The organism is Pseudolactococcus yaeyamensis (assembly GCF_054658615.1).
In genome coordinates this window covers 1-3082 of sequence record NZ_BAAGGP010000149.1, presented here as the reverse complement: position 1 = coordinate 3082, position 3082 = coordinate 1, and the positions used below count along the sequence as shown (strand labels likewise).

The 3082-nt window shown below is 36.2% G+C and carries 4 protein-coding genes and 1 pseudogene; all 5 read left to right on the top strand.

The window, feature by feature from the left end; all coding sequences use genetic code 11:
• The first annotated feature begins 203 nt into the window (after positions 1–203).
• The 5 genes and pseudogenes from ACYQ21_RS15125 (at position 204) to ACYQ21_RS15105 (ending at position 2959) form a co-directional block, all read left to right on the top strand.
• Positions 204–392, top strand: a complete 189-nt coding sequence (locus ACYQ21_RS15125) for a hypothetical protein (protein WP_460059472.1) — start codon at positions 204–206, stop codon at positions 390–392.
• The gene (locus tag ACYQ21_RS15120; protein ID WP_460059471.1) at positions 385–999 is read left to right on the top strand and encodes a Fic/DOC family protein; all 615 of its coding nucleotides are present in this window, start codon (positions 385–387) and stop codon (positions 997–999) included. The genes ACYQ21_RS15125 and ACYQ21_RS15120 overlap by 8 nt, the downstream gene beginning before the upstream one ends.
• A gap of 20 nt (positions 1000–1019) precedes the next feature.
• Positions 1020–1337, top strand: a pseudogene (locus ACYQ21_RS15115) (5-methyltetrahydropteroyltriglutamate--homocysteine methyltransferase); the annotation flags it as partial.
• A gap of 193 nt (positions 1338–1530) precedes the next feature.
• Complete coding sequence (locus ACYQ21_RS15110; protein WP_460059469.1) at positions 1531–2436, top strand: helix-turn-helix transcriptional regulator; 906 nt, start codon at positions 1531–1533, stop codon at positions 2434–2436.
• On the top strand, positions 2429–2959 hold the full coding sequence (locus tag ACYQ21_RS15105; protein WP_460059467.1) for a ClbS/DfsB family four-helix bundle protein: 531 nt from the start codon (positions 2429–2431) through the stop codon (positions 2957–2959). Before ACYQ21_RS15110 ends, ACYQ21_RS15105 begins: the two co-directional genes overlap by 8 nt.
• The last annotated feature ends 123 nt before the right edge of the window (positions 2960–3082 follow it).

Genomic DNA, 3082 nt, shown 5'->3' with positions numbered 1-3082 from the left:
TAACGTATCTTTCATCTCGTGAATCTTCTATAATCATAAATTTTTCTTGTAGTGTCATATTGTTCTCCTAATGGCAGTGTAGCACTTTTGGTTAATTTTTCAAGACTAATTTATGAAACGACCGTGTATGTCTTTTGATTCTAGTGATAAAAAGCTTTTAAAATGGTATAATATAGGTAATTGAAGTGAGGAGGGCGATTCCGATGACTTTAGATGTAAATAAACAAGAAATGACGATTATGGGTGTAAAGTTTGACAATCGCCCAGATTTTGAAGCAGTCTGGTATGCAGTAAGTTCAAACATGATTGAGGGGTGGCAGCCTAAAGTAGTATTTATTGAAAAGATGAAACGACGCATGATTGAACTTAGAAAAGGGATTGTCAATGCCTAAAAAAGAATACCGTTCTTATCAGTATGTTGATCCTGATAATAAGTATACTTACCCAAATGCTTCAGTGCTTATAAATAAGTTAGATATACAAGATGAGAGTGAGGCGAGGGAACAAGAGTATGAGCGAGTGAGTATGCGTTTGCTAGAACTAGATATTTTTCCCATCAAAGTTCAGAGTATGAAAGATATTTTAGCCATACATCAGTATATTTTTCAAGATTTGTATTGGTGGGCAGGAAAGTATCGAGAAGTAAATATTTCCAAGAGTGGCAATAGTTTTATGGCTATGCAATCATTCGCTTCTGCAGAATTATATATGAATTCACTGCTTAATGATTATCTTCAAAATGCACATACCAGAGAAGACATCATTCGACATCTTGCCTTAATTTTGGATAATCAAAATTATCTACACCCATTTAGAGAGGGAAATGGCCGAGCACAACGTGAAGTTGTTCGTGTACTTGCATTAGAAAAAGGATATAAAGCACAAATCAAAATAGAATCCGACGATGCAGTTTATAATCTCTATATGGATGGCACTGTTTATAATGATGTTAAAAAATTGGAACAATTATTTGATAAGATTCTAGAAAAAGATAGATAGAACAATATCATTAATCCCAGCAGAAGTATGATCGTTTCTTTTTAGAGTGGGGTGACGAGCGAGTAGGGAATCTTTCAGCTCTCGATGTGTTTAAAGATCGCACTGAGACGGAAGTTGTGCTAGGCTTACTTTCTAGTAAAACTGCAACCTTAGATGATGAGGCACGTGTTTTGGACCTACTTGAAAAAGCAAGTCAAATCATTCCAAAAGACAGACTCTTTTTATCTCATCAATGTGGTTTTGCATCATGTGATAATGGTAATGCCTTAACTGAAAATCAGCAGTGGGCAAAAATTGACCAAGGACAACATATTGCTACTGATTTCTTTGGTATATAATCTTAGGATAAAACTATCGCAAGGTAGTTTTTTGGTTGACAGGTATTTTGCTTCAGACTATACTTAGAATAAAGAGAACAAGAAAATAAGTTTAAATATGACATACCTTGTCACCTTTCCTATGATAGGATAAGGATAAGAAGTAAAAAAGTATGCCGAGTTATCTAGTTATACCGGCTTGAAAGTGTAAATAATGCAGATCAACCGTATCTTTGATATCACTTATCTTTTGTTAAATCATGGGCAGGTGACTGCCAAAACCCTAAGTGAGAAGTTTGATGTATCAGTTCGCACGATTTATCGTGATATTGATAGAATGAGCCAGCTAGGGATTCCAGTTTATACTGAGCGCGGAAAAGGCGGTGGCATCAGTCTGTTATCTGATTTTGTCTTGAGTAAAGTCTTATTAGATGCTGATGAGCGTAAAAGCATTTTACAGGCCTTGCAAACGACAGATGCCGTTAAAGTTGACCCCGCAAATGAGGAGATACTAGCCAAATTATCAGCACTATTTGGCATCCAAGATGCGCCCTGGTTGGCGATTGATTTTAGTACTTGGTATGGGTCGAGTGCAGATGATTTTGAACAGATAAAAACAGCCATATTAACACAAAAAGTCGTCACTTTTAATTACTATAATGCAAAAGGTGAGATGACTTTCAGAACAGTAGAGCCGACGCAACTCGTTTTTAAAAGCATGAGTTGGTACCTCAAAGCCTATTGTTTAGGTAAACAAGAAATCCGAATGTTTAAACTCAGTCGACTGACCAAACTTGAAATAACTGAACAATCCGTTGAAAATCGATTGCTTGAAGTTCAAGCCGATAAAAGTCATCAACTGCAAGCGCCCGAGATGATTCATTTGAAAATGCTAGTGTCACAAGAGCTAGGCTATCAAATTTATGATGACTTTCCGATAGATGCCATTCAAAACCATTCGGACAAAGACTTATTAGTCGAAGATGACTTCCCAAAAACAGACTGGCTATATCGGTATATCTTATCACTTGGACCATCAGCGAAAATTATTGAACCGCTTGACTTGAAACAAGAGCTGATCACCATCATCAAGAAAATGGAGGAGAATTATCATGGGTAGACCAACAGTTAAAACAGATTTAATCGAGGCAGGAAAGACAGGTTATTTGAAATTAGAGCAAGTAATGCAAGCTTTGCCAGAAGAAAATCAAGATTTCAATTTTGAAATCACAGAAAAAATGAAAGAGGCACATTGGAGACGCGATAAAAACTTAAGAGATGTCTTGATTCATCTTTATGAATGGCATCAGCTACTCTTGAATTGGGTAAATGCCAACCAAAATGGCGAAACACAACCATTTCTACCAGCACCCTATAATTGGAAAAATTACGGTCAACTCAATCAAGCGTTTTGGGAAAAACATCAAGCAACCTCACTTGATGATGCTAAAAATATGTTAAACACCAGTCATTCCGAAGTCATGGCTTTAGCCAATACGTTTTCAAATGCTGAACTATTTACCAAGCAATATTTTTCATGGACAGGCACGAGTTCACTAGGCGCTTATTTTGTTTCAGCGACTTCAAGTCACTATGATTGGGCAATGAAGAAATTGAAAAAACAAATCAAGGCCAATCGATAAGTCTAGTGGTAATAAGTCAAGTAAGACTTGTAAATTTATTTTACAAGATTTATGAAACTAAGGTACACTAAATAAGCCTACGAAAAATTCATTTTTTCGCAAGTGCTATCAAGGACTTGTGCT

Excerpts from the sequence above, each read along its gene's own strand:
- ACYQ21_RS15110 (WP_460059469.1), top strand. The coding sequence starts at position 1,531 with ATGCAGATCAACCGTATCTTTGATATCACTTATCTTTTGTTAAATCAT.
- ACYQ21_RS15105 (WP_460059467.1), top strand. The coding sequence starts at position 2,429 with ATGGGTAGACCAACAGTTAAAACAGATTTAATCGAGGCAGGAAAGACA.
- ACYQ21_RS15120 (WP_460059471.1), top strand. The coding sequence starts at position 385 with ATGCCTAAAAAAGAATACCGTTCTTATCAGTATGTTGATCCTGATAAT.
- ACYQ21_RS15125 (WP_460059472.1), top strand. The coding sequence starts at position 204 with ATGACTTTAGATGTAAATAAACAAGAAATGACGATTATGGGTGTAAAG.